Origin of the sequence: Mycobacteroides immunogenum (genome assembly GCF_001605725.1) — a bacterium.
Classification (GTDB): domain Bacteria; phylum Actinomycetota; class Actinomycetes; order Mycobacteriales; family Mycobacteriaceae; genus Mycobacterium; species Mycobacterium immunogenum.
Genome location: NZ_CP011530.1, coordinates 1382016 through 1403302, shown reverse-complemented (window position 1 = coordinate 1403302; position 21287 = coordinate 1382016). Strand labels below are relative to the sequence as shown.

General features: G+C 64.0%; 24 protein-coding genes. 15 read left to right on the top strand and 9 right to left on the bottom strand.

The annotated features are described in order from the left end of the window. Nucleotides 1-12 precede the first annotated feature (12 nt). The gene (locus ABG82_RS07020) at nucleotides 13-297 is read left to right on the top strand and encodes a 4a-hydroxytetrahydrobiopterin dehydratase (protein ID WP_043077267.1); all 285 of its coding nucleotides are present in this window, start codon (nucleotides 13-15) and stop codon (nucleotides 295-297) included. 71 nt (nucleotides 298-368) lie between these two features. Here ABG82_RS07020 and purU read toward each other — a convergent pair whose 3' ends face one another. Genes purU through ABG82_RS07000 form a run of 4 tightly spaced genes read right to left on the bottom strand, consistent with a single transcriptional unit; the run spans nucleotide 369 to nucleotide 4012 of the window. Next, nucleotides 369-1268, bottom strand: a complete 900-nt coding sequence (gene purU / locus ABG82_RS07015; RefSeq protein WP_043077268.1) for a formyltetrahydrofolate deformylase — start codon at nucleotides 1266-1268, stop codon at nucleotides 369-371. Nucleotides 1269-1271: 3 nt separating this feature from the next. Then, the gene (locus ABG82_RS07010; protein WP_043077269.1) at nucleotides 1272-2078 is read right to left on the bottom strand and encodes an SDR family oxidoreductase; all 807 of its coding nucleotides are present in this window, start codon (nucleotides 2076-2078) and stop codon (nucleotides 1272-1274) included. Nucleotides 2079-2120: 42 nt separating this feature from the next. Further along, nucleotides 2121-2705, bottom strand: coding sequence for an APA family fibronectin-binding glycoprotein (locus tag ABG82_RS07005; protein ID WP_052510965.1), 585 nt, complete (start codon nucleotides 2703-2705; stop codon nucleotides 2121-2123). A 50-nt stretch (nucleotides 2706-2755) separates the two neighbouring features. After that, on the bottom strand, nucleotides 2756-4012 hold the full coding sequence (locus ABG82_RS07000; protein WP_043077270.1) for a mannosyltransferase: 1257 nt from the start codon (nucleotides 4010-4012) through the stop codon (nucleotides 2756-2758). A gap of 142 nt (nucleotides 4013-4154) precedes the next feature. Between ABG82_RS07000 and ABG82_RS06995 the strand changes: the two genes are divergently transcribed. Beyond that, nucleotides 4155-4862 carry a hypothetical protein gene (locus ABG82_RS06995; protein WP_043077271.1) on the top strand — a complete coding sequence of 236 codons (708 nt, stop codon included), beginning with the start codon at nucleotides 4155-4157 and terminating at the stop codon, nucleotides 4860-4862. Nucleotides 4863-4896: 34 nt separating this feature from the next. On the opposite strand, the gene ABG82_RS06990 is transcribed toward ABG82_RS06995, so the two are convergent. Then, a complete protein-coding gene (locus ABG82_RS06990; RefSeq protein WP_174544353.1) occupies nucleotides 4897-5472 on the bottom strand; it encodes an HhH-GPD-type base excision DNA repair protein in 576 nt (191 codons plus the stop codon). Between the two features lie 116 nt (nucleotides 5473-5588). Between ABG82_RS06990 and ABG82_RS06985 the strand changes: the two genes are divergently transcribed. The 5 genes from ABG82_RS06985 (at nucleotide 5589) to ABG82_RS06965 (ending at nucleotide 10277) form a co-directional block, all read left to right on the top strand. After that, nucleotides 5589-5882, top strand: coding sequence for a hypothetical protein (locus tag ABG82_RS06985; RefSeq protein ID WP_043077273.1), 294 nt, complete (start codon nucleotides 5589-5591; stop codon nucleotides 5880-5882). After that, the gene (locus ABG82_RS06980; protein ID WP_043077274.1) at nucleotides 5879-6907 is read left to right on the top strand and encodes a TPR repeat region-containing protein; all 1029 of its coding nucleotides are present in this window, start codon (nucleotides 5879-5881) and stop codon (nucleotides 6905-6907) included. Before ABG82_RS06985 ends, ABG82_RS06980 begins: the two co-directional genes overlap by 4 nt. Nucleotides 6908-6994: 87 nt before the next feature. After that, complete coding sequence (locus tag ABG82_RS06975; protein WP_043077275.1) at nucleotides 6995-8203, top strand: MFS transporter; 1209 nt, start codon at nucleotides 6995-6997, stop codon at nucleotides 8201-8203. Nucleotides 8204-8482: 279 nt separating this feature from the next. Further along, nucleotides 8483-8872 (top strand): hypothetical protein, encoded by a 390-nt coding sequence (locus tag ABG82_RS06970; RefSeq protein ID WP_043077329.1) that lies wholly within the window; start codon nucleotides 8483-8485, stop codon nucleotides 8870-8872. A gap of 100 nt (nucleotides 8873-8972) precedes the next feature. Then, nucleotides 8973-10277: an acyltransferase family protein gene (locus tag ABG82_RS06965; RefSeq protein ID WP_043077276.1), complete on the top strand. Its 1305-nt coding sequence runs from the start codon at nucleotides 8973-8975 to the stop codon at nucleotides 10275-10277. Here the strand turns inward: ABG82_RS06965 and ABG82_RS06960 are convergent. Next, nucleotides 10274-10459 carry a DUF5302 domain-containing protein gene (locus ABG82_RS06960; RefSeq protein WP_043077277.1) on the bottom strand — a complete coding sequence of 62 codons (186 nt, stop codon included), beginning with the start codon at nucleotides 10457-10459 and terminating at the stop codon, nucleotides 10274-10276. The genes ABG82_RS06965 and ABG82_RS06960 overlap by 4 nt on opposite strands. 60 nt (nucleotides 10460-10519) lie before the next feature. Here ABG82_RS06960 and ABG82_RS06955 point away from each other — a divergent pair, with 60 nt between their 5' ends. Genes ABG82_RS06955 through ABG82_RS06945 form a run of 3 tightly spaced genes read left to right on the top strand, consistent with a single transcriptional unit; the run spans nucleotide 10520 to nucleotide 12706 of the window. Beyond that, nucleotides 10520-11335, top strand: a complete 816-nt coding sequence (locus ABG82_RS06955) for a class I SAM-dependent methyltransferase (protein WP_043077278.1) — start codon at nucleotides 10520-10522, stop codon at nucleotides 11333-11335. A 26-nt stretch (nucleotides 11336-11361) separates the two neighbouring features. Beyond that, a complete protein-coding gene (locus ABG82_RS06950) occupies nucleotides 11362-11883 on the top strand; it encodes a DUF1697 domain-containing protein (RefSeq protein WP_043077279.1) in 522 nt (173 codons plus the stop codon). A 13-nt stretch (nucleotides 11884-11896) separates the two neighbouring features. Then, nucleotides 11897-12706 carry a class I SAM-dependent methyltransferase gene (locus tag ABG82_RS06945; protein ID WP_043077280.1) on the top strand — a complete coding sequence of 270 codons (810 nt, stop codon included), beginning with the start codon at nucleotides 11897-11899 and terminating at the stop codon, nucleotides 12704-12706. Between the two features lie 12 nt (nucleotides 12707-12718). Here the strand turns inward: ABG82_RS06945 and ABG82_RS06940 are convergent, their stop codons facing one another. Further along, nucleotides 12719-13363 (bottom strand): class I SAM-dependent methyltransferase, encoded by a 645-nt coding sequence (locus ABG82_RS06940; protein ID WP_043077281.1) that lies wholly within the window; start codon nucleotides 13361-13363, stop codon nucleotides 12719-12721. A 57-nt stretch (nucleotides 13364-13420) separates the two neighbouring features. Between ABG82_RS06940 and tpx the strand changes: the two genes are divergently transcribed. Then, nucleotides 13421-13915, top strand: coding sequence for a thiol peroxidase (tpx, locus tag ABG82_RS06935; RefSeq protein WP_043077330.1), 495 nt, complete (start codon nucleotides 13421-13423; stop codon nucleotides 13913-13915). An 18-nt stretch (nucleotides 13916-13933) separates the two neighbouring features. Then, on the top strand, nucleotides 13934-14746 hold the full coding sequence (locus tag ABG82_RS06930; protein ID WP_043077282.1) for a nuclear transport factor 2 family protein: 813 nt from the start codon (nucleotides 13934-13936) through the stop codon (nucleotides 14744-14746). Here the strand turns inward: ABG82_RS06930 and ABG82_RS06925 are convergent. Both ABG82_RS06925 and ABG82_RS06920 read right to left on the bottom strand, forming a co-directional pair. After that, the gene (locus tag ABG82_RS06925) at nucleotides 14737-15372 is read right to left on the bottom strand and encodes a TetR/AcrR family transcriptional regulator (protein WP_043077283.1); all 636 of its coding nucleotides are present in this window, start codon (nucleotides 15370-15372) and stop codon (nucleotides 14737-14739) included. The two genes, ABG82_RS06930 and ABG82_RS06925, sit on opposite strands and share 10 nt — an antisense overlap. Then, entirely contained in the window at nucleotides 15365-17575 is a 2211-nt protein-coding gene (locus tag ABG82_RS06920; protein ID WP_043077331.1) for an MMPL family transporter, read from the bottom strand. Before ABG82_RS06920 ends, ABG82_RS06925 begins: the two co-directional genes overlap by 8 nt. A gap of 201 nt (nucleotides 17576-17776) precedes the next feature. Here ABG82_RS06920 and ABG82_RS06915 point away from each other — a divergent pair, with 201 nt between their 5' ends. From ABG82_RS06915 to ABG82_RS06905, 3 genes are read left to right on the top strand one after another with little or no spacing between them, the layout of a single operon-like run. Beyond that, nucleotides 17777-18115, top strand: coding sequence for a WXG100 family type VII secretion target (locus tag ABG82_RS06915; protein WP_043077284.1), 339 nt, complete (start codon nucleotides 17777-17779; stop codon nucleotides 18113-18115). Nucleotides 18116-18125: 10 nt separating this feature from the next. Beyond that, the gene (locus ABG82_RS06910) at nucleotides 18126-20396 is read left to right on the top strand and encodes a TPR repeat region-containing protein (protein ID WP_043077285.1); all 2271 of its coding nucleotides are present in this window, start codon (nucleotides 18126-18128) and stop codon (nucleotides 20394-20396) included. A 44-nt stretch (nucleotides 20397-20440) separates the two neighbouring features. Further along, complete coding sequence (locus ABG82_RS06905) at nucleotides 20441-21286, top strand: hypothetical protein (RefSeq protein WP_043077332.1); 846 nt, start codon at nucleotides 20441-20443, stop codon at nucleotides 21284-21286. Nucleotide 21287: the final 1 nt, after the last annotated feature.

Sequence of the window (21287 nt, the reverse complement as noted above, 5' to 3'; positions counted from 1 at the left end):
TACGTTGACACCATGGCTCTGCTCAGCGACGACCAGATCAGCGCAGCGCTCACCGACCTTCCGGGGTGGACGCGGGAGGGCGATTCCCTGCGCCGCGCCGTCACATTCGGCACCTTCCTCGACGGCATCGACGCGGTGCGCCGTATCGCCGAGCACGCGGAGTCCGTCGACCATCACCCAGATATCGATATCCGATGGCGCACTGTGACGTTCGTGTTGTCCACGCACTCCGCAGGCGGGATCACCGATAAGGACCTGGCCCTGGCCCGGGCCATCGACTCGCAGGCCGGCCACTAGCCACGAGCGCGGCGTTGCGCACTAAGACACGCCACATTCACCGGACCTGAGGTGTCGCTCGCGCGCCCGGATCAGAGAATCGCGGTGACGTTCCCGTGCCGCATGACGCGGTCCTCGCAGTGCCAGGCCACCGCACGCGACAACACCAGCCGCTCGACGTCCGAACCGAGCCGCACCAGGTCTTCAACCGTGTGCGTGTGATCCACCCGGATCACGTCCTGCTCGATGATCGGCCCCTCGTCGAGCTCCGCCGTCACGTAATGCGCTGTCGCACCAATCATCTTGACGCCACGTTCCCGTGCCCGGCGGTACGGCATGGCGCCGGTGAACGCGGGCAGGAAGGAATGGTGGATGTTGATCAGTGGACAGTCGATCTCATTGAGGAACTCCGGCGACAGGATCTGCATGTAGCGGGCCAGGACCACCAGGTCCACATTCCCCCGCAGCAGTTCGAGGTGCTTGCGTTCGGCCTCGGCGCGGTTCTCGCGCGTCGCGGGGATGTACACGAACGGCAACCCGAACGAGCGCACCTGATCGGCGAGATCGGGATGGTTCGAAATCACCATCACAATCGACATGTCGAGCTCACCGCGACGGTTACGCCACAGCAGGTCCAGTAGGCAGTGGTCTGTACGCGAGACCATGATGGCCACCCGCTTGGGCTTGGCGGCCTCACTGAAACGGTATTGGACATCGAATTCTTCGGCGATGCCGGCGAACTTGGCTTCCATCTCGTCCCGCGCCGCGGCGAGCCCGGAGCGGTGGAACACCGTGCGCTGCATGAACCAGCCGCCCTGGGGTTCCGTCGAATACTGGGCCAGCGAGATGATGCTGGCACCCGCGTCGGCCAGGAAGGCACTGACGGCCGCGACGACGCCAATCCGGTCCGGGCATTGCAGCAACAGCCGGCCAATATCCTTGGAGTGGAACGCGTCTGACGATCCGGTGGGATGCATACCCTGCGGAAACATGTGCTAGCCCACCTTCAACCCGTGCATGCGCGCCAAGAACTTCAAGAAGAGCCGGGCCGGTAGCAGCCGCTGCGCCGCCATGATGATCGGGGCGTTACTCCCCTTGGCATACAAAGGTTTCGGGTCAGGGTTGAGCGCCACATCGACGACCAGGCGTGCCAGGTCGTCGGTGGCCATGCCGTGCTGTTCCCGCGCGGCCATCGCCGCGTCGACCGTCTGAAACGCCTCCCGATAGGCGGACCCCTCGGGGACAACGCGGTTGCGGCGCGTCTCGATTCCGGTCGCGATCACGCCGGGTTCCACGGTGCTCACCGTGATCCCGAACGGCGCCACCTCGTAGCGCAGACAGTCGGCCACCGTGTGTAAGGCCGATTTCGCCGAGCTGTAGGTGGACCGGAACGGGACGTGCAAAGTGCCCGCCATGGACCCCACCATGACGATGGCACCCCGGCGCCGTTCGCGCATACCGGGCAGTACCGCCTTGGTGAGCGCAACGGGCCCAAAGACATTGGTGGTGTAGAGCTTCTCGAAGTCATCGATCGAGATATCTTCCAGCGCGCCGATCTGGCTCTCGCCGGCGTTGTTGACCAAGATGTCCACCGCACCGGCCTGGGTGACGCATTCTGCGATGCTGGCCTTGTCGGTCTGATCGAGCCGCAGATACTGCACCCCGGGAACGCGGTCGGTGACGGTGTCGGGGTTGCGACTGGTACCGAATACGCGGTGTCCACGCTCGACGAAGATCCGGGCCGCGCTCGCGCCGATACCGCTGGAGGCGCCGGTGACCAGGACCGTCCAATGTTCAGACATGGCGCCACCGTATCCGACCGCGCGGACCGTGTCGCAACGCGTCTAATACGGCTCGATCGACTCGGCCAGAGCCCGGGCAGCACCTCGATCGATCGGCGAGGATGCGCTCCCCCGCCACAAGATGAAGAACCGATTCGTGTCGTAACCCACCACGCCCGCCCAGATCTGGGCGTCTTCGCGCCGCGGATCGTCGAACTTCATGTCGTAGTACGCAGAAGCCGCCGGCAAGCCGTTCACACTGAATGCCTGATCGTCCCAGTCGAGCCGGTTGCCCGTGTACGGCAGCAGGAAGTTGCCCAGGTCCGAGGCCAGCCGGATAGCGGCCTTGCGATTGTCCGGGTACGACGGGATGAAGCCCGCGAAAAGCTGCTGTTCCAATGGGCCCAGCAAGATCTCGCTGTTGGGCGCCGTCGCGTTGGTCAGCAAGGTGGTGCCGTAGGTCAGTCGCTGGGCATCGGCGCGGGCCCATCCCGGCGGCGGCGCGAAACTGAATTTGCCCTTGTCGTCGTTCACCCTGGACGGCGCTGCCGTGGCCGCCGGTGGCGGCAGGCCGATGGTTACCAGGCCTATGACCATCACCATCGAGGCGACCGCGATGGCCGCGGCGAGCCCACGCAGTTGCTGCACGCGGGGCACGTTACCGCCCAACTAGGCGAAGGTGCGGCCCCGCACGTTGCTCATTCGGTATTAATCGGACCGGGGTCACCGGCGGCGGGACGGCGCGCTCGCCAGCCCACCATTGCCATCCAGGCAAGTGTCGCCATCGCCGCGACGATGTCCACCAGTCCGGCCCAGGCCAGCGGCCAGGGCCGGTCGATGCGCCAGATATCGGGCTGCTCGAAGCTGAGTAACCAGGGCACCCCGATCAACAACAACACCAGCCACCCGTATCCAAAGACTTTCGCGCCCAGTTTTTCTCGCCAAGGACCGTGCAGCAGCCACACCATGAACGGCACCATCCACACCCAGTGGTGTGTCCACGAGATGGGCGAGATGAGCAGGCCGAACGTCTCCACTACACAGATCCGGCCCAGCCTGTCGTGCACGGCGCGCCATGCCAAAAAGGCCAGTACCGCGGTGACCGCGTAGGCACACAACACCAATGCCCCCGACCCGGCGTCGTGCCCCAGGATCCGGGAGATCCCGCCGCGCCAGGATTGGTTGAACACTGTGGCGATAGGCCCGATGCGATCCGGCTTACCCAACAGATCGGTGAAGTAGTAGCGCCCTTGCTCGCCCACCACGGCGATGCCGACGAGCACGGTCAGTACAAAAACCACGCCGGCCCAGATGGCGGTCGCCCAACGGCGCGCACCCAGGAAGTAGAGCCCACTGACCAGTGGAGTCAGCTTTACCCCGCCGGCGAGTCCCACCAGCGTGCCGGAGACCCACCATCGCGAGGAGCTCACTGCCAGCAGAAGCAGCAGCATCAACAGCACGTTGATCTGCCCGTAGTCCAGCGTGGAGCGCACCGGTTCGGTCCACATCGTGACCGCGGTCCAGACGGCCGCCCCCCGCGCGTCGTCGAATCCGAGCAGTCGCTGGCTCAGCCGAACCGCCGCATACAGGGCGGCAATGGTGCCCAGAATCCAGCAGAACCCCAGCAGGGTGAAGGGAATCAGGTGCAGCGGCCAAAACACCACGGCCGCGAAAGGCGGATAGGTAAAGGGCAGCGGAAAGTCCGGCGTCTTGTCCGGGTAGGTGAACTCATAGAGATTTCCGTGTCCCAGCGTGGCCGGCCCACTGACGTAGACATGAAGGTCAACCAGGTCAGCGCCGTGAGGCGTCAGATACGCCCACGCCAAGCGCACCGCGATACTCAGCGCCAGCAGCCATGGACCCCACTCGCGGACACGACGCCACGCCGCCGCGCCGCGTGTCGGCATCAGCGGCTCGGCATTCGCCCTGGTCGGCTCTGTTTGCTCGGTCGCCATCGGGAGTTTCGATAACCTCGCTCACTCGTTTTGGTAACGGTTCCGTCTACACCACACGCGTCACTTGAGTAACACGCGCAACGGATTACCTTGGCGTTTAGCACCAGTAATCACGTCTAGCGAAACAGCATTGGAGTTCAATATGTCACGGATCACCAACGTCTTCATGGGCGCGTCGATCGCGGCCTTCGCGTCGGCCGGCCTGGCGCTGGGCCTGGCGTCGACCGCCAGCGCTGACCCCATCCCGGGCCCTCCGCCGAACCCGACCAACCCTGCCGCCATCCTGGGCCAGGCCGCTTCCGGTTTCGGTAACGCTCCGGCGGCTCCCGCCGCGGTCGCCGCACCGGCCGCACCTGCGCTGCCCGCGGTCTCCCAGGCGGCACCCTCCCTGCCGGGCGTCACTCCGGCCGCTCCCGCGGTCGCACCCGCTCCGGGCGTGGCTCCCGCAGTGGCACCGGCTCCGGGCGTGGCTCCCGCGGTCGCGCCGGCTCCCGGCGTGGCACCCGCCGTCGCACCGGCTGTCCCCGGAGTTCCTCCGGCCGCCGCTGAGGCCCTGACCCCGGCCGCCGCCGCCGCGCTGTCTCCGGCGTCGGTTCCCGCCACCAGCAGCCTGCCCGGCGTTTCTCAGATCCCGGGCGCGGACGGTGTCACCCAGACCGTCGATCTCTGGGCCACCAACCTGCCCAAGCTGCTGCCCGCCGGTGTCCAGCAGACGCTGATCCCGCCGGCGCTGGTCAACGGAATCCCCGCTGCCGCAGCGGCTCCCGTTGCCGGGCTGCCAGCCGCCGCTGCCGCCACCCCGGGAGCAGGGCTGGTCCCGTCGGCACCGATGTTCGCGGCGCTGCCGTAGTTCGTTCCGTACCGAAGCAAGGGCGGTCAAGGCGTTATGCCTTGGCCGCCTTTGCTTTAGCCGCAGCCTTCATTTCCTTCTTATGGGCCCGCACCAGACCCAGCGACTCGGCGTCGACGACGTCGGCGACCGACAGATGCGTGTCCTTCTCGCCATAGTTTCCTGCGGCCTTGCGCCAGTCCTTGGGCTGCACGCCGTATTGTTTGCCCAGCAGTGCCACGAAGATCTTGGCCTTTTGCTCACCGAAGCCCGGCAGTGCCTTGAGCCGCTTGAGTAGCTGGGCCCCGTCCGGATCTCCGGCCTTCCAGATGTTCTCGGCGCGGCCGTCGTACTCGTCGACAATCTCCTGTGCCAGCACCTGAACACGCCTGGCCATCGATCCGGGGAACCGGTGTATGGCGGGCCGCTCGGAACACAACGCCACGAATGCCTCGGGGTCGTACTCCGCAATCTGGTGCGCGTCGATACCACCAATCCGGTCAGCTATCTTCTTGGGTCCGGCGAAAGCAACCTCCATCGGAATCTGTTGATCCAGAAGCATCGCTATCAGTAGGGCCAGCGGGTTGTCCTCCAGCAACTCATCGGCGGCCGGGTCTTGCGCAAGCTGCAATCTCGCCAATGTGACATTCCTTCCTTCTGAACTTTGACAACCCCAGCGGTGCTACGCTACGGCAACTTGGGCGACCAAGATCGCCACGCTCGGGGAGGCTGCCGCTGTCAGGCCAATTGGACGTTGATCTAGAGGCGTTGCGCAAGCTGTCGCCGGAATTAAGAGAACAGGCCCACAAGCTATGCAACCGGGCCGACAACCCCGCCAGGGTTGAGCCGGGGGATGCTCCATCACTGACGGCAGTCAGACGACTCGTCACCGAGGTCATTCCCGAGTTGCAGCGCATGTTTGCCGCCCGCTGCGTCAACATGGCCGATCTGGCCCAGCAGGCGCAGACCCGGTTCGGGGACACCGAAGAATACGTTCGGCAGACTATCCTCTCGGCCGCGTCATTATCGAGGCCGCAATGAAGTCGGAGTATTCGGCCAGACGGTTGCTGACCAACCATCCCGAACAATCGATTGTGCCGTTGCGCCAGGCGATGCTCGCCGCCACCGAATTGCAGCACCGGGCCCAGGATTACAAGAACTCGATCGAAAGCCCCGGCGGCCTGCCCTGGGACGGTGCGACCGCGCGAGCCATCCAGGACACCGCCGCCAGCGATGAGAAGGCAATCTATCTCGCCACTCAGATGTTGCTCGACGATGCTCCAAAGGCCCTTGTCACGTTGGAGTTTCAGTCCATCGAGTATCGCCGCGAGGCTGTCGACCTCTACAACGAAGCCGTCGATCACGGGTACACCGTCGCCGAAGACCTCACGGCCACGTGGATCATGCAGCCGAACGCCAGCGCGGACGCCATCGAAAAGGGCAATCTGTACGCCACCAAGTTCACCCGGATGATGCGCAAGGCCTACGACAAGTGGTGGGCAGCCGAGCTGGAAGCCCAGCAACAGATCGAAGACATTTGCGACGCACTCGCGGCGTCGTTCAACCCCTTCTGCGGACTGACCTCCGCCCAGGGGAATCGGGACGGAGCCCATTTCCAGGGCAACACCACACAAGACCAAGCCGTACTCAATCGGGTCCATGCGGCGTCACTCCTCAACGATCAGCAGCTCAAAGATCTGGCCGCCGGCAAGAGCGTCACGATCCCGTCGAACCAGCTGCAGTACCTCTACGAATTCGCGCAGTCTTTCGACGGCAAGTCCTCCACCGAGATCGCCGCCATCAAGGCCGGGCTACCCGAGGAATCGCAGGACGCCATGACGCGAGCGTTCGATCTGGTGTCCAACAATCAGGTCAAGTCCGGCGTGCCCTTTACCGATGGCGCCCTGAAGAACTTCATTCCCGATGTGGGCTCCGAGCCGCGCCTCCCCGACGGCATCATCAGCGAAACGATCGAACTACCGCCATTGGAGCCAACCGATGCGGAGAAGTTCCTGCGCGCGGTCAATCAGCAGTACGGAGATGACCCGTCGCACAAGGAAGCGTGAGGTCCCGGCGCTAGCTGGCCGTGATCACCGCCGCATCTGTCATCTCGCGGGGAACAACCTGGCACTACGAGCGACTTAGATTGGGTTGTGATTGCCTGTCTGCGCCGCTCGGCCGCCTTTGTGCTGCTGGCCTTCAGCTTCTCCGCCGTCATGATCGGCACCACGATGCCGACCCCGATGTACGCGTTGTACTCGCAGCAGATGCACTTTTCGGTACTCACCACCACCGTCGTGTACGCCACCTATGCGGCCGGCGTGCTGTTCGCGCTACTGATGTTCGGCGGCTGGTCCGATGTTCTCGGCCGCCGCCCGCTGTTGCTGACGGGAGCCGGCTTCGCCATCCTCAGCTCACTCATCTTTCTGTTCGTCGACTCGGTACCGCTGCTGCTGATCGCGCGCATCGTCTCCGGACTGTCGGCGGGCTTCTTCACCGGCGCGGCCACCGTCGCCGTCATCGAGTCCGCACCCGAACACTGGCGGGGCCGCGCGGCCGCGGTGGCCACCGTCGCCAACACCGGCGGCCTCGGCCTGGGCCCCCTGTTGGCCGGTGTTCTCGTGCAGTACGCGCCCTGGCCCACGCATCTGGCGTTCGTCGTGCACATTGGGCTGGTCTCTCTTGCCGTGGTGGCACTGCTCTTCGTGCCAGAAACCGCGCCGCGACACGGAAAGCTTGGTATGCAACGTATTTCGCTGCCACCCCAGGTGCGTGCGACATTCGCGGCTGCCGCGACGGCAGGTTTCGCCGGATTCGCCGCGCTCGGCTCATTCACCGCCGTCGCTCCCGGATTCCTGTCCGGTGTGCTTGGTATAGACAACCATGCGGTTGCGGGCGCGAGCGTGTTCTTGACGTTCGGATCTTCTTGTGTGGCACAGATTCTCACCCGCCAGGTACCCGCGGCCAAGGCGCTGATCATCGGCTGCGCAGTGCTGCTGACGGGGATGCTGCTCGTGGTGGTGGCGCTACACACGTCATCGTTGCCCTGGTATCTGGCCAGCGCGGTGCTGGTCGGTATCGGCCAGGGCATCAGCTTCAGCCGTGGACTGGCCTCGATCGCCGACCGAACCCCCGAGGACAACCGCGCAGAGGTGACCTCCAGCTACTTTGTCGTCGCCTACATAGGCATCGCACTGCCGGTCATCGGCGAGGGCCTGGCGGCCCAGGCGTGGGGCCTGCGCACCGCCGGTGTCACCTTCGCACTGGCGGTGGCCGCGCTCGCGGCACTGTGTCTGGTCGCCGTCGTCTGGCAGGAGCGCCCGAGCCGGACCGAAGCGCTGACGGCGGCGTCCACCGGCTAATCAAGATCGGCGTGCGGCACACCCCGTGAGCACGCCGTGCAGCCGAAAAGACAGGTAATACAGCACAGTTCGCGCACCCAACCTAGACAGCCGGATCAGAAACCGCTCATCGGATAAGGGTTGTCCGGGCTGCGAATCGGCGCTAGGTTGTCGGCGACCCCCGCCTACTCTGGGGTCATTACCGGTCTTTTCAGAAGGAGTCGATGGGTCGTGCCTGAAGTCGTGCCGGATGACGGAGAAGCCCCAGTCATTGTCAGCCTCGTCGATGCGGCAGTGCACATGTACTCGTCCGCTATCGACACCTTGCCCGACCCCAGCGACCCCGAGTACGGCGAACGCGTCGCCGTGGTGCTGAGCGGTCTGCGCAAGCTCGAAGGCGCGATCTCGAAGGCCGCCGGTCGCAGCCGGGTGACGCCCTCGGTGATCGTCGCACTGAGCGGGGTACGCCATCGGTACGACGACCTGATGAAGGCCGCCGCCGGCAGCCCCAGCGCCACCCTGGGCCAGCGTCTGTACACCGCACGGCGGCGGGCGCGTCTCACCGCGCAGGAGACCGCCAACGGCGCCGGCCTCAAGGTCGGCTTCCTGACGGCGATCGAATCCGAGGAACCCGTCACCGAGGACGAGGCCGCCAAGATCAAGGACCTCATCGCCGCTCTCGGCGGCTGACGCCTAGGTATCCCTTCGCCGTGCGGGCGGGGGGAACTACTCAGCCGATTCGGGTAGGTACGCGCTGCAACAGCGCCGCCGGTACCGCGACGCTGGGTGTATGACGATGACTCTGGGTTTACCCACCGCTGACGAGGTGGGCGCAGCCACCCCCACAACGCGCGATCGCGCCCTTGACGTGATCCGGATCGTGTCGCTGGCCGGCGTGGTCCTAGGGCACACCGTCATGGCGGTGAGCACCATCGACAATGGTGTGCTGCTGTGGGGCAACCTGCTCAACGGGCGCCCCATTTTCCAGGCACTGACCTGGGTTTTCCAGATCATGCCGTTGTTCTTCTTCGCCGGCGTCGCCGCCAGTGTGGGGTCCTGGAAGCCGGGCACCAGCTGGGGCTCATGGCTCATGCACCGCTGCACCCGGCTGTATCGCCCGGTCTTCTACTACCTGGGCTTTTGGGCGGTGGCCCTGCTGGTACTCAGGCAGTTCCTGCCGGTGCACGTGTACGAGCCCGTTGCCGGTGTGAGCACCCAGCTGCTGTGGTTCCTCGGCGCGTATGTCCTGGTGCTGGCGGCTGTTCCGCTGCTGGCCCGGATCACCACGACGCGCGCCATGTTCAGCGCGCTGGCAGGTATCTACCTGGGCATCGCGGCCATCGACGTGCTGCGGCTGGGGCTGGACGCCCCCAAGGGCATCGGGTACGTGAACTTCGTGGTGTGGCTGCTGCCGGCGGTTTTGGGCGTGGGGTACCGCCGTCAGCTGATCACCCAGAAGGCGGCCCTGATGCTGGCCGCAGCGGTTTTCGCGATCAACATCGCGCTGGTGACGTTCGGTCCGTACACCATCAGCCTGGTGGGTGTGGCCGGGCAGAAGGTGCCGAACATGATTCCGCCGTCGCTGGTGCTGGCCGGGCACGCGATCGTCTTGTCCGCCCTTGCCATTGCGGCGATGCCGGCTATCAATCGGTGGGCTCAGCGTCCACGGGTGTGGTGGGCCGTGGCCATCGGCAACTCGGGTGCGATGACGCTGTACCTCTGGCACATGCCCGCACTACTCGGCATGCACCTGCTGTTCGACTTCCTCGGGTTCTCTCGATATGACACCGCCGCACCGGATTTCATCGCACTCTCGGTGCTGCAGGTCGCAACGATGGCGGTCCTGGTGGCTGGCTTGTTCCTGGCGCTGCGGCCATTGGAGAACAATCCTCTGCCCGGTTGGGACGGCGGCTACGTCGCGCTGCCCGGCCTGCGCAGTGCCGCGGTCGGGGTGGCACTGATGATCGCCGGCGGGTTCACCCTGGCCTCAGTCGTCTGGGGACTCAAGGGGTTTGGGCTGGTGTGCTGGGTGGTGGTGCTGGGCGGGCTGATCGTCGCCCGGGCGCTGGCCAACCAGACGAAGGCTGCTGCCTAGCCGCTCTTACGACGGAATTCGCGGTGCGAGCCGGCCCGGCCATGTGCGTGGGTCGGCTTGCTCGAGGTGTCCTTGTGATCGGCGGCCGAGTTGGCCTTGTTGTTCTTGCGGTCAAGCGCCTCGCGGAACTTGCGCTTGGCCTCGTCCGCGGCCGAGTCGCCGCTCCCCTTCGAATCGGTCATACCGGTCAGCCTAACCAAGAGTGGGTCCGATCGTCGCCCCATTTCACTAGCATCAGGTTCATGGCGAAGATCAGCGGAGACAGCCTGGAAGGCGTCTCGGCTACCACCTTGTGGACATTGCACAACCGCGGCACCGAAGCCAAGCGGCCCGACAGCGTCATCCGGGACCCGCTGGCCGCCGAGCTGTTCGACGCCATCGAGTACGACTATCGCAAGTTTGGCCGGCCGTCTCAGACCCATGCCTTACGGGCCCTGGCCTTTGACCAACAGGCACGCGTGTACCTGGCGACGCACCCCAAGGCCGCGGTTGTCGCTCTTGCAGAGGGCATGCAAACCAGTTTTTGGCGTTTGGGCGGCGCCGATCCTTCCACCCAATTCACCTGGTATTCAGTCGATTTGCCACCTGTCATGGAACTACGCGACAAGCTGCTGCCCGAGGATCAGCGCATTGTGCGGCTGGCGCAATCGGCGCTGGATCTGAGCTGGATGGATCAGGTCGACGCCTCCGGCGGCGCGTTCATCACGGCCGAAGGGCTGCTGATGTATCTGCAACCCGAGGAGTCGCTCGGCTTGATCGAGGCCTGCGCCAGGCGTTTTCCCGGCGGCCAGATGATGTTCGACAGCATCCCGCACTGGTTCAGCAGACGCACCCTGCAGGGATTCAAGTTGTCGGACCGCTATGTGGCTCCGCCCATGCCATTCGCGCTGACACCCGACCAAGGCGAGGCACTCACCTCCATTCCGGGTGTTGTCGCCGCCATCGACATACCGCTGCACCGTGGCCGCGGGATCTGGAAGTTCGTCAACTCCAAGCGTCTTGATCGCGGTTTTCTGCGCCGGACTCGCCCGTCCATGACGCTGCTGCAGTTCGGCTAGGCGCCACTCACCGGAGAGAAAACCAGATGACCAGATATGCCGCTCTGCTGCGTGGCGTCAACGTCGGCGGGATCACCATGAAGATGGCCGATGTCCGCGACGCGCTCGAGTCCGACGGATTCACCGGCGTGACAACAATTCTCGCCAGCGGCAATGTGCTGTTGGACGCCGACGCACCAGCGGCCGCGGTAAAAGAACGCCTGCAGCGGGTACTGGGCGAACGCTTCGGATACGAGGCGTGGGTGCTGGTGTACGGCGTGGACACCATTGCGCGCATCATCGCGGAGTTCCCGTGGGAGCCAGAGATCGAGGGCGTGCATTCATATGTGATGTTCTGCAGCGATCCCGCCGTGCTGGCCGAGCTGGCCACCCTGGAAGGCGAGCTGGACGCGAGCGAACACATAGCTACCGGCGACGGAGTGCTGTACTGGCAGGTCCCCAAGTCGCACACCCTGAGCAGCCCCATCGGGAAGACCACCGGAAAGAAGCGGTACAAGTCGACCACCACCACCCGGAACTTGCGGACATTGCACAAGCTCGTTCGCTAGTAGTGTGGCGTGCATGGCCGCCATTGATGCCCGCCACCTCGACGGGGTGTCCGAAACCGCACTCATCACGCTGAATCAGCGGGCCACCGAAGCCAACCGGCCCGACGGTGTTCTCGAGGATCCGATGGCCATCGTCCTGCGCGACAGCCTGGACTACGACTACCACCACTTTGGCCGCACGCATCAAGGTATTGCGCTACGCGCGTTGACATTTGACAACGTTTCCAATGAATACCTCGAGGCCCATCCGCGCGCCACGGTGGTGGCGCTGGCCGAAGGCCTGCAAACCAGTTTCTGGCGGATCGATAACGGCGAGCTGAACTGGCTGTCCGTCGACCTTGAGCCCATCGCGAGGTTGCGCAGGCAGTTGCTGCCGCCGTCGGACCGGGTTCGGTATGCCGCGCAGTCGGCGCTCGATCATTCGTGGATGAATCAGGTCGACGACTCCCATGGCGTGCTGATCACCGCCGAGGGACTGTTCATGTATCTGGAGCGCGACGTGGTGTTCGACCTCATCGCCGCCTGCGCGAAACGCTTCCCCGGCGGCTGGATGGTCTTTGACACCATTCCCTGGCTGATGAGCGTGTATTCGCAGCGGCGTGGCTGGCGCCTCAGTGAGCACTACACAGTGCCGCCGATGCCCTTCTCCTTCACCGCCCACCAATACGGCCAGCTGCGCGCGCTCGAGGGCGTTCGCGCGGTGCGCGAGGTCCGGATGCCCGCCGGGCGCGGCACCTTCCTGAAGCTGGCCACGCCGCTGTTCTACAACCTGCCGTTGTCCGACCGGTTCCGGCCGGCCATGACCGTCGTCGAATTCGGTTGATAGACAGGTTCTCTAAGCAGGCTTGACCGCACGCCCAATCACGATCGACGAGGACGGCATCGGGATACCCATCACCTTCAGCCAGTCGTCACGATGCCCCTCGATCTCGAACCCGGCCCGCTCGATCGCGGCCAGCGTGTCCCGGTGCGTGTGGCAGTTCCCGAACAGTCTGGGCCAGAACGTCACGTCCACCGCACGCTGGACCAGGCCGAGGGCACCGCCATGGGCCACGTGCTCGAAGAAACGCATCTCGCCCCCGGGCTTGAGTACCTCGAACGCCTGAGCCGCGGCGCGATCTGGGTCGCTCACCGAGCACAGCACCAGCGAGCACACCACCGCGTCAAACTGGTCCGTGTCGGTCACCGTCAGATCCTCGAAGACGCCCGCGATCACGGTCACCGGGATCGCGGCACCCGCGGCGGCGTCCTCGGCTTGCGGACGCAACCGGGACTCGGGTTCCAGCGCCGTCACCGAGGTGACGGTGTTCGGGTACAGCGGGAAGTTCGAACCGGTCCCCGCCCCCACCTCCAAGACGCGGCCTGTCAGGCCGCGCAGATTCTCGGCGCGCAGCTCCTTGATCTCACGAGGCTCACGGCGCGCGATGGCCGACCACGTTGCGGAGAAGAACCTGTTGTCAAAGCTGACGGGCGTCGTCATGCCACCAACCTAGCCCCGCTGATGCAATCCGCACCCGAACTCTGGAACACTGGGGCCATGGCACAGATCACGTTGCGCGGAAACCCCATCAACACGGTCGGCGAGCTTCCCGCTGTCGGCTCTCCTGCCCCGGCATTTGAGCTGGTAGGCGCCGATCTCGGCCCCGTCACCAGCGATCAGTACCGGGATAAGCCGGTGATCCTCAACATCTTTCCCTCGATCGACACCCCCGTCTGCCAGGCCAGCGTGCGCACCTTCAATCAGCGTGCCGCCGAGGCGGGCGCGCCGGTGCTGTGTGTGTCCAAGGACCTGCCGTTTGCCCAGAAGCGCTTCTGCGGCACCGAGGGCATCGAGAACGTGGGCACCGCCTCGGCGTTCCGCAGCTCGTTCGGCGAGGACTTCGGTGTCACCATCGCCGACGGCCCGATGACCGGATTGCTGGGCCGCGCCATCGTCGTGATCGGTGCCGACGGCAACGTCGCCTACACCGAGCTGGTGCCGGAGATCGCCCAGGAACCCGACTACGACGCGGTGCTCGGATCACTGTCCTGATCGGTTTTTGAGAAACCCGTGTCCAGCGCACCCTTTGCCGATGAGCTGCTGGCGACTGTTCAAGCGTCGCCAGCAGCTGTCGGTGCTCATGACAAGGACACCTGGGTCGGCCTGTTCGCCACCTACGGACAGGTGAATGACCCGGTGGGTTCGCGGCCGCATATCGGCGAAGCCGCCATCGGCAAGTTCTACGACACCTTCATCGCGCCCAACACCATCGTCTTCGAAGTCGAAAACGATGTGGTTGCCGGCATGTCGGTGCTGCGTGATCTGACCATTCACACCACCATGTCCACCGGCGTCACCATGCATATCCCCATGCATCTGCGCTATGACGTCGTCGAAGACGGTCCGGCCTCGTCCCTGAAGATCGACCGCCTGTTCGCCTACTGGGAACTGCGCGCCATGATCGGCCAGCTGCTGGGTGCGGGCGGTGACGGCCTGCTGGCCAGCGCCAAGCTGGGGCCGCAGCTGCTCAAGAACCAGGGGCTCAACGGCGTGCTGGGATTCATGCGCGGGCTCAAGGGCGTGCATGACACCGGTAAACAGCGCGTCCAGGAGCTGGCGGCGGCGTTGGGAGCCCGCGATGTTTCGACGGTCACCACCCTGCTCTCCGCCGACGCCGTGCTCTCCCTGGACGGGGTCTGCGAGTCTTCGCTGGCCGAGTTCGCCTCCGGAGCAAGCTCTTTGGGCGTTAATAAGCTGCTGGCGGCGGGCTCCTCAGTATCGGCCACGATAAGCCTGGATGGCCGCCGCGGCGTCGGGCTGTTCGAGTTCTCCGACAATTCCGCGGCGCCGGGCACGTTGGCCTCGGCACAGCTCTACTTCTGACGCGGCAGCACGTCCGTCAGGTCGACATCGCTGACCGCTTGCCCCAGGCAGGCCGCACGCAGCACCTGGCTGGCGAATTCCTCGGCATCGCCCCACGGCAGGTGCGGCTTGGTGACGAGCATCGACGCGATACCGTGGGCGGCCACCCACAGCTGCAACGCCATGGTCACGGTGTCACCTTCCGGGTATATCCCCTCGGCGACAAGCTCTTTGACTCCGTTGTGTAGGTGATCGAAGGCGGCGCTGGCCATGGTCTCGTCGAGTTCGCCCTCGGGTTGGGTGACCGTCGCCAGCCGGTACATCAAGGGTGTCGCGATGGCGAAACGCACATAGGCCATGCCCTGCGCATGGAGACGTTCCAGCGCGGAGATGTCACCGCGGGCGGCCTGGACCATCTTGTCGTTGAGCCGCTGAAAGTACTGTCCGCAGACGGCATCCATCAGCTCGTCCTTGTCGGCGAAATGCAGATAGATCGATGGCGGGGTGACACCGATCTTGCGTGCCACCTCGCGAATGGAGGGTGCACGCAATTCCTGGGTGCCCAGCACAAGATCGATTGCGGCCTCGATTATTTCATCGCGCAGCTGGTCGCCGGAACCGCGCGAGGACCGCTGCCGCTTAGTCACTGAATCCGATCCGTTCGTGCAGCTTGACCAACGGCTTGGGTGCCCACCAGTTGAAGCGCCCGAGCATCCGCATGAAAGACGGCACCAACAGCATCCGGATGATGGTCGCGTCGACAAGGATGGCGATGGTGAGCCCGGTGCCGAACATGCGCATGAAGGACACCTGCGCGGCCATCAGTGCCGCGAAGGCAATCGCCATGATCAGCGCCGCCGCGGTGACAACCCGTCCGGTGCGGGCCACGCCGAGCGCCACCGCCTCGTCATTGTCGGCCCGGGTGCGGCCCGAGGCCATCCAGTACTCACGGATGCGCGAGATGAGGAACACCTCGTAGTCCATCGACAATCCAAATGCTATGCAGAACAGCAGCATCGGCATGGTGGCCACGATGGTTCCGGTGACCTCGGTGCCGAACCCGCCGAGGTGCCCCTCCTGGAATATCCAGATCAGTGCACCGAAGGTGGCGGTCAGGGACAACACGTTGAGTACCAGCGCCTTGAGCGGCAGCACCACCGAGCCGGTGAGCAGGAACAGTAGGACAAAGGTGACCACCGCGATGATCGCCAGCACCAAGGGCAGTTTGTGCACAATCCCGTCGACGGCATCGCGATCCAGTTGCGCCCCACCACCAATCTTCACCGAAACGTCGGCCGGACCGGGAAGAGCATGGATGGCATCGAGCTGACGCTCGGCCGCCTCCGTATAGGGCTTGGCCGCCGTCTGGACCGTGAAAAGTGCTGTGTCTTTTTTGATTCCGGTCGCACTTGCCGGTGGTCCCACCTTCATTCCCCGGATGAAAGCGCCGGTGGGCGCGGCCACCTCCTTGACGTCCTCGATATTTGACAGGTCGGCGGCGTACTCGTCGATTTGCTTCGGCGGCACCGCACCGATGCCCTCTGCGATGACTGACAAGTTGGTGGAGCTGTTGTTGTTGAAGTTGCGGCGCATCTCGTTGCCAACCTGGTGCGCCGAGGCAGACGTGGGCAGCACGCGGTCATCCGGGAAGCCGAACTTGCCGTCAAGGAACGGCAGGCCAAGCACAACCAATGCGGTGACAATGACAATGGCGATCGGAATGGCGCGCGCCATAACCTTTTTGGTGGTCCGGTACCAGAAGGTTTCGGTGACATCCTTGGCGACAGGTTCCGGCCTGCGCAGGATCTTACGAATCAGGCGCCGGACGTCGAGGGCATCAATACGGTCACCGAGCAGGGTGACCACTGCGGGAACAATGATCAGGGCCGCGATGGCACCGACGAACACGACTGCCACACCGGCGTATCCGAAGGATTTGAGGAAGTACATCGGGAACAGGATCAGCGCGACCAGCGCGAGAGCGACCGTCAACGCCGAGAACAGCACGGTCCGCCCTGCCGTGGCCATGGTCAACACCAGCGCTTCATCGCGCGGCTTGCCGGCATTCACCTCCTCGCGATAACGGCTGATGATCAGCAGCGAATAGTCGATGGCGAGCGCCAATCCCATAGCGACAGCAAGATTCAACGCGAATACCGAGACATCGGTGACGTACGTGAGTCCCCGCAGGATGGACATGGCGCCGACGATCGAGAACACTCCGACGACGAGCGGCAGGAGCGCCGCATAGAGACCGCCGAAGATCCACACCAGCACCACGAAGCTGATCGGAATCGCGATCGATTCCATGACCAGCAGGTCCTTCTCGGACTGCGTCACGATCTGGTTGTAGAGCGTGGCGACACCACCGGCCTTGACCGATACCCCGTCGCGATCGACGGCGAGAGACTTGATGAGCTTTGCCGCGTGCTTCTGCGCGTCGTTCTCGCCGCCGGTCAGACCGGCGACGATCAGCCCGGACTTACCGTCGGCGCCCAGCAGCCCCTCTGCCACCTGCGGCGGCGCCGTCCACGCCGAGGTCAGATTGATCACCACGCCGGATTCCTTGAGCTGGCGCGCTAGATCAGCTGCGACGGAACGCATCTGCGGACTCTGCACGCCATGGTCACTGGTGAGCATGAAGACCAGGGATTGGTCGCTGATGTCAAACTTCTCTCTGAGAGCCTTTGTGACATAGGCGGACTCGGAGTTGGGATCCTGCTGACCGCCGGCGGCAAGATGCTTGGTGACCGGTACACCGAAGATCGCCGCCACGATCGCGATCAGCAGCGCCACACCGAGGACGAGGCGGGGCGCCGCGATCACCCATCGAGCCAAACGTTCGAGCATCATCGCGCCTTCCGCCGGAGAATAACGGCGTTAAGTTATCAGCGATAAGTTAGTGCGGTCAAGGGTCCGGGAGCGGTCGAATGCAGGCGGCAGCTCGCCCGAACTGTGGCTTCAGGAAATCTTGAAGATCTTGGAACCGAATCGCCCCCTAGGCCGTCGGATATTTACATAGGGGTTTGTGTCCAACAAGGAGAACCAGTCATGCCGAGCGTTTCGGGGCCTTCAGGCAATCCGTTATATGTGGACCCCACAGAACTACAGAGCCACGGCAAGCAGTTACACCAGCACGCCGACGACCTCAAAGAAGCTCACGACGCCGCGCACCGGGCGATGAAAGACGCGCAGGCAGGATTCGGGTCGGCACGCTCGGCCAATGCCTTGAGCAGCCGCATCACCGACTGGGAGAAGGAAACCGAAGCACATCACGCCGACCTCACCGGCCATGGCGACCATCACATCTCGTCTGCCCAGAAGTTCGTGGCGCGTGATGACACCAATCGCGATCTCATCAGGCGCACCGGACCGGACGGCAAGGTTTAGGGGGATTCGTATGGGAATGACACTCGCCGAACTACAGAAGTGGCCACCGCATATCAAGGCGCTCGCCGACGCGGCATCCAAACGTGGCGATGCCAGCCAGGAGGCCTCCGGCAAGGTGCAAGCCATTGTCGACATTTCGACCTGGCAGGGCGATGCCGGTGATGCCGCCAAGGATGCGATGAAGCGGTCGGCCACGCGATTCGACAATGCTGGTTTCGAAGCGATGTATGTCGCGATGCATGCCAACAAGGCCTACGGAGATTCGCAAGCGTTGGCCGATGACATCGGCAAGTTCTTGGCTGACGCTGAGGCGCCCCCGAAGGTGGAGATCGATCCCAAGACCAACGCCGTGACTCCGCCGGACATCACGGGGAAGAAGCCTGATGAGATACAGAAGATCATCAACAAACTCAAGGACCTCCATAGCCGGGTAACCGGATTGATAGCGCGTGGCGAGATGTTGGATGACGATCTGGCCCGCGTCCTGGACCAGGGCACAGGCGGCCACACCCTGGCACAGAAACAGCTTTCCGAGGAAACGCCGCAACAAGCACAACAAGATGTGCACGACGTTCTGGCCGGAACCGCCACCGACGAGGAAAAGGCGCGCGTCCAGGCTGCATCCACCTTGAGCCCAGAGCAGATCGAGGACCGCGACGCCGGCCGGCCCGTGCAATTGACGCGCTCCCAGCAGCTGGTGCTCGGGCAGATGAACGATCAAATGAAGGGCATGTCTATCGAGGACATCCACCGGGCGGAGCGGCGACTTGGCGACAACAAGAGCATCGTCGGCAATGCACTTCAGATGATGGGCTCGAACCAGTACGCCTTCGCCAAGTCCGAAAGGCCCGGAGATCAAGGATCGACAGACAAACTTGCGACCGGCGGATTCAATGAATTGCCAACCTCAGTTCAGAATCTGCTGAACGACAAGTCACCCGTCTACCACCGCGATGACCCAACCATTTTCAACCCGAGCAGGCCGGAGGCGAAGATCGATGCCGCTGCAGGGAACCTCAACCGCTTGTCCGAGGTCATCATGGACGGCGACGCAGGCTTTCAGCGCGGCACCGACCTCGACCACAAACTATTGCAACGTGGCGCCGACATCCTGCAATACGAAAACCAGCACGGCGACTCACTCAAGGGCCCCGTCGATTCCGAACTGCAGAACATCTTCAAGGCGACCAGCCGCGACCACATCGCTGTGCACGACATGTTGACCGGACCCGACGGACAGCGCAACGACCGATTCCTTGGCGATCTGACCAGCCATGTATTCCCCGACCGCGGCACAGCGGCGGGGAGCCTATTTAGCTGGACCGGCACATCAGCCGTGCCGGGAGACGGGGTTTCTCTGGAAGATGCGCGGACGTCTGGTGAGACAGCCCGCGCCTACGCCAGCTACCTCTCCGAACACCCCGGTCTTGCGAAACACCCCATGGGTATATTCGCCTCCGTCGGCGACTACAACCCTGGCCTCATGCAGGGCATGGCAAACGGTCTCGCGCCGTACACCGCAGCCATTGCGGGCGGCACCGAGGACATATTCGGCAAGTTTCCGGGGTTCGGTGACGCGTTCGATACCGACGCCCACACCAGCAAGGGGAACCTTGTCGAAGCCAGGAACGTGTTCAACGTCCTGTCGTCGGACCCGGAAGCGGCAAAGACGATCAATGGCGCGCTGTACCACGACTCGATCACGGCAACCCAGCATTACGCTGATTCCGTGCACAATTCCGGTAGTGGTGCGATCGGTGATCTCGATCAGGCGGGCAGGTTCCAGGCCCTTGCCGATTCCGGACTTACGGCGGCCAACAACCAGCAACACGGAGACGAGAAAGCTCTGCACGACCTTAAGAGCAAGGCCTATGACGCCGGTACCAAGCTTGTGAAACTCGCAGGCCCCGAGTTCGGCATGATGGCCAACGCACTCAAATCCAGCATCATCGGGTCTGTCGGCGACGGCGGTATGACCAGCGGCGTAGACATGGCACCGGAAAGCGCACAGCATCTGCTTCTCAGTGCCTACTTGGCCAACGGAACACTCCAGCCGAACCAGATCCCCGGCGACCTCCTGGTACCCGATCCTGAGCACCCAGGCGGCCCCATGAAGGTAGGAACACTTGACGAGATCAACAAGGCGCACCCCGGACATCAGATGCGGGCGTCCGATTACCACACGGCGGTGAATAACGGTCTGAAGGGTGTGCCCGGAGAAGCAGGTAATGCCGATCCGATCAGAGTTGCCTACAACATGGTTGCGCAGTGGCCGGCATGACGCGCGACCTGCAGGGACGGAACCGTGTCTGGTCCGTGGCCCGCATGCTGTTGGCTGTCACATTGACACTCACCGGCTGCACCCTCTGGGACCGCGATAGTGCCGCCGACCAAACCCCGGTTCCGTTCACCGGCCTGACCCAAGACCTGCGGATCCGCTGGACTGCCGAACCGGGCATCGACCTGACCACCGGTCCGGCCGTCATCCTGCGCGCCTACCGCGAGTCCTACGTTCTCGCAGGCCTCATGGCCGATTCGCGGTACTACTACCCCGGCTTCGAGCGCGCAGTGCCTCCCAATACCGAAGGGCCCAACAACGCGGTACGACCGCCGCTCGCTGGCGACCCGCAACTGAGCATCGACGGAATCCAGACCACCACCCCAATAGTTGGCACCTGGCAAGAACACATCGTGTCACTGTCGGGCAATATGCATTCCGGATACGTAGTCAAGCTCTGCGAGCGGAACTACGCCACCGCCACTCGGCAGCCCAACGGCACCTATACCTACTCTTCCTACTGGCCCCGCCCCAAGTCGCCAGACTTCCCCACCTTGTATGACGGCACTGTTTCCCTGCTGATCACCCTGCGCCCGCCGACCCCGGCCGAACCAGACCCGACGGTCAAACCGCAGCGAGGCACTAACCCCAGCCCCAGCCGCGATGTATTCGGTGGATGGAAAATCCGAACCGTCCTGCACATGAGCACAGAGTTTTACCGTTCCGAACCCAACATATGGCCCCAGAATGAGTTCGATAACGACAGAAGAACCTGCGCAGATACCGCGCCTGACCCTTACGAAAAGCGCCGTTTCCTTCTGCTCGGTGAGCATCCGAGAGATGACTACCCAACACTTCCTGCCGACCCCGGCTGGCCGGCCGCAGGCACCTAGG

Excerpts from the sequence above, each read along its gene's own strand:
- ABG82_RS07020 (WP_043077267.1), top strand. The coding sequence starts at position 13 with ATGGCTCTGCTCAGCGACGACCAGATCAGCGCAGCGCTCACCGACCTT.
- purU (WP_043077268.1), bottom strand. The coding sequence starts at position 1,268 with ATGTTTCCGCAGGGTATGCATCCCACCGGATCGTCAGACGCGTTCCAC.
- ABG82_RS07010 (WP_043077269.1), bottom strand. The coding sequence starts at position 2,078 with ATGTCTGAACATTGGACGGTCCTGGTCACCGGCGCCTCCAGCGGTATC.
- ABG82_RS07000 (WP_043077270.1), bottom strand. The coding sequence starts at position 4,012 with ATGGCGACCGAGCAAACAGAGCCGACCAGGGCGAATGCCGAGCCGCTG.
- ABG82_RS06995 (WP_043077271.1), top strand. The coding sequence starts at position 4,155 with ATGTCACGGATCACCAACGTCTTCATGGGCGCGTCGATCGCGGCCTTC.
- ABG82_RS06980 (WP_043077274.1), top strand. The coding sequence starts at position 5,879 with ATGAAGTCGGAGTATTCGGCCAGACGGTTGCTGACCAACCATCCCGAA.
- ABG82_RS06970 (WP_043077329.1), top strand. The coding sequence starts at position 8,483 with ATGTACTCGTCCGCTATCGACACCTTGCCCGACCCCAGCGACCCCGAG.
- ABG82_RS06965 (WP_043077276.1), top strand. The coding sequence starts at position 8,973 with ATGACGATGACTCTGGGTTTACCCACCGCTGACGAGGTGGGCGCAGCC.
- ABG82_RS06960 (WP_043077277.1), bottom strand. The coding sequence starts at position 10,459 with ATGACCGATTCGAAGGGGAGCGGCGACTCGGCCGCGGACGAGGCCAAG.
- ABG82_RS06955 (WP_043077278.1), top strand. The coding sequence starts at position 10,520 with ATGGCGAAGATCAGCGGAGACAGCCTGGAAGGCGTCTCGGCTACCACC.
- ABG82_RS06950 (WP_043077279.1), top strand. The coding sequence starts at position 11,362 with ATGACCAGATATGCCGCTCTGCTGCGTGGCGTCAACGTCGGCGGGATC.
- ABG82_RS06945 (WP_043077280.1), top strand. The coding sequence starts at position 11,897 with ATGGCCGCCATTGATGCCCGCCACCTCGACGGGGTGTCCGAAACCGCA.
- ABG82_RS06940 (WP_043077281.1), bottom strand. The coding sequence starts at position 13,363 with ATGACGACGCCCGTCAGCTTTGACAACAGGTTCTTCTCCGCAACGTGG.
- tpx (WP_043077330.1), top strand. The coding sequence starts at position 13,421 with ATGGCACAGATCACGTTGCGCGGAAACCCCATCAACACGGTCGGCGAG.
- ABG82_RS06920 (WP_043077331.1), bottom strand. The coding sequence starts at position 17,575 with ATGCTCGAACGTTTGGCTCGATGGGTGATCGCGGCGCCCCGCCTCGTC.
- ABG82_RS06915 (WP_043077284.1), top strand. The coding sequence starts at position 17,777 with ATGCCGAGCGTTTCGGGGCCTTCAGGCAATCCGTTATATGTGGACCCC.
- ABG82_RS06910 (WP_043077285.1), top strand. The coding sequence starts at position 18,126 with ATGGGAATGACACTCGCCGAACTACAGAAGTGGCCACCGCATATCAAG.
- ABG82_RS06905 (WP_043077332.1), top strand. The coding sequence starts at position 20,441 with ATGCTGTTGGCTGTCACATTGACACTCACCGGCTGCACCCTCTGGGAC.